Consider the following 2,673-nt stretch of genomic DNA (forward strand, 5'->3'; position numbering starts at 1 on the left):
TCTTCGCCGCCATCGGGTTGACCCTCGTGGTGCTGACCGGATGGGCGGGGCAGATCTCGCTCGCGCAGTTCAGCTTCGTCGGGATAGGCGCCTTCACCGTCGGTCACCTCGGAGGGGCCCACGGGGCGAGCTTCTTCCCCGCTGCGCTGCTCGGCGTTCTGATCGCGATCCCCGTCGGACTGCTCGTCGGGTTGCCGTCGCTGCGACTATCGGGACTGTACCTGGCTCTGGCCACGATGGCGTTCGCCCTCCTGATGGACAACCTCGTCTTCAACCGACCCGACGTCGGGGGAGGATCGACTGGGATGCCGATCCACCGTCCACGCTTGGGACCGTGGAACTTCGCTTCGACGACCAGCTTCTACTACCTGTGCCTGGGCGTCCTGGTGGTCTACGTGATCGGCGCTTCTGTCCTGCGTCGCGGCCCCATCGGGCGGCGGTTGCAGATGATCAACGACTCACCCCTGGCCGCATCGACCTTCGGCGTCAGCCTGACCCTCACCAAGTTGATCACCTTCGCGGCGTGCGGCGCCGCCGCCGCCTTCGCGGGCGCCCTCTTCGCTGCCGGCCGGCAATTCATGAGCCCGAGTGACGTCTCGTTCAATGCGTCACTCGAGTTACTGCTCCTGGTCGTGCTCGGCGGTCGGTCCCTGGTCGGGGGAGCTCTCGTCGCGGGGGCTGTGTTCGGCGTGCAGCTCTTCCCCATCCCGCCGACGTTCGAGCAGTACATACCGCTCGGTGTCGCCCTCGGGGTCATCGGAGTGGCGAACAACCCAGAGGGCCCGATCGCCATGACGGTCAGGATCGTCAGGTACCTGTCAGCCGTCCTGCAACGCGCGCCGCGGCCCGGCGAACTCGCCTCTCCGGCCCAACAGGCGACCCCGCATCGGCTGGCGGACGAACAGCCGTCCGTGCCGACCCCGGCGGGCGCCCGTGTCTAGCGACACCACGGTCGAACTGGCGGTGGCACAGGTACTCACCTGCCAGGAGATCACCGTGCGCTTCGGTGGCCTCGTCGCCCTCGACGGCGTCGCCTTCGCCGCGCGCGCCGGGAGCATCACCGGTCTAATCGGCCCGAACGGGGCCGGCAAGACGACACTCTTCAACGTCATGACCGGCGTCTTGGAGCCGACCAAGGGCCGCGTGTACTACGACGGAGCCGACATCACGTCGTGGGCCGCCCATCGCAGGGGGCGGGCCGGGATCGCACGTACCTTCCAGCGGCTCGAGCTGTTCATCGGTCTCACCGTCTACGACAACCTCCTTGCGGCGTGGGAGGCTTCCGTCAGAGGCGGCGTGGTGGGGCGGCATTCGGCAGACGGCCGCGAGGTGGTCCAGGGCGTGATCGAGTGGCTGCGCCTCGAGGACCTCGCGTACCGTGCGGCCGGAGGGCTTTCGACCGGCCAGGGGAGACTGGTGGAGCTCGGCCGGGCGCTGTGCACGAACCCCAGGCTGCTTCTCCTCGACGAGCCCAGCTCGGGCCTCGACTCGCGCGAGACCGATCGTTTCCGTGACATCCTCCTCGAGGTTGCCCGCGATCCGAACGGGCCCGCCGTGGTGCTGGTAGAGCACGACATGGGGCTCGTCATGGACGTGTGCGATCACATCACCGTTCTCGATTTCGGGAAGGCGATCGCTGAGGGCTCCCCCGACGAGGTCCGAGACAACCCGGCGGTCGTGTCCGCTTACCTGGGCGCCCAGGAAGCCGGCTCAGGGAGCACGCGATGAGCAAGCTCCTCGAGCTCCACAGCGTCAGCGTGTCCTACGGGGGCGTGCGCGCTCTGTCCGGGGTGTCCTTCTCCGTACCGGAGGGCTGCGTCGTCGCTTTGCTCGGTTCGAACGGGGCCGGCAAGAGCACCACCCTTCGGACGATCTCCGGCCTGGTCCGCCCCGAGGCGGGAGCGATCACCTTCGACGATGAGCGAATCGACCGGATTCCTCCGCACGCCATCACGCGGCGCGGAATCCTCCATGTGCCCGAAGGAAGGGGCATCTTTCCGAGCCTGTCGGTCAAGGAGAACCTCCTGATGGCCGACTACGCCCTTCGGATGGCGGACGACGCGGTCGGCGAAGGAATCCAACTCTTCCCGGCTCTGAGTTCACGGCTCGGCCAGCTGGCCGGAACGCTTTCCGGGGGGGAGCAGCAGATGCTCGCCATGGCCAGGGCTCTCATCATGCGGCCCCGCCTCTTGATGCTCGACGAGATCTCGATGGGGCTAGCCCCGCTGATCGTGAGCCAGCTGTTCGCCGCGGTACGGGAGTTGGCTGAGCGGGGCGTGACCATCCTCCTCGTCGAGCAGTACGTGGAGGCAGCCCTGGAGCTGGCCGACTACGCCTACGTCCTCGACAAAGGCAGGGTCGCCGACATCGGTGAACCCGGAGACCTGCGCGAAGAAGGCCTATTGACGGCTTACCTGGGAGGTGGCCACTGATGAGGATGACTACGAGGGCTCGCACCGGGGCCAGGGTTGTTGCGTTCTGCGCCGCCGCCGGAGCGGCGACCGGCCTGGGCCTCCCGGTAGCAACCGCCCAGACGGCCGGCTCGCTCGCCGGATTCAATCTGGGCGCGACCTCCGCCGTGGTGCAATTCGAGTTGAACAGCCCGGGACTCCTGCCTCTGGGCGACCCGACGGTCGGGAACATCTTCGCCGCCGACGTCCCCTTGGCGCGCAC

At 67.8% G+C, this 2,673-nt stretch carries 4 protein-coding genes; all 4 read left to right on the forward strand.

Features of this window, described 5'->3' with window-relative positions:
- Positions 1-941: branched-chain amino acid ABC transporter permease (locus tag V7053_RS18670; protein WP_334173752.1), on the forward strand; the 941-nt coding region annotated here is incomplete at its 5' end.
- Positions 934-1,728: an ABC transporter ATP-binding protein gene (locus tag V7053_RS18675; RefSeq protein ID WP_334173753.1), complete on the forward strand. Its 795-nt coding sequence runs from the start codon at positions 934-936 to the stop codon at positions 1,726-1,728. The genes V7053_RS18670 and V7053_RS18675, both read left to right, overlap by 8 nt.
- A complete protein-coding gene (locus V7053_RS18680) occupies positions 1,725-2,432 on the forward strand; it encodes an ABC transporter ATP-binding protein (RefSeq protein WP_334173754.1) in 708 nt (235 codons plus the stop codon). Before V7053_RS18675 ends, V7053_RS18680 begins: the two co-directional genes overlap by 4 nt.
- 5 nt (positions 2,433-2,437) lie before the next feature.
- A partial coding sequence (locus tag V7053_RS18685; RefSeq protein WP_334173755.1) for a hypothetical protein occupies positions 2,438-2,673 on the forward strand: 236 nt, incomplete at its 3' end.

The organism is Sinomonas sp., assembly GCF_036848755.1.
Lineage (GTDB): Bacteria > Actinomycetota > Actinomycetes > Actinomycetales > Micrococcaceae > Sinomonas.

Excerpts from the sequence above, each read along its gene's own strand:
- V7053_RS18680 (WP_334173754.1), top strand. The coding sequence starts at position 1,725 with ATGAGCAAGCTCCTCGAGCTCCACAGCGTCAGCGTGTCCTACGGGGGC.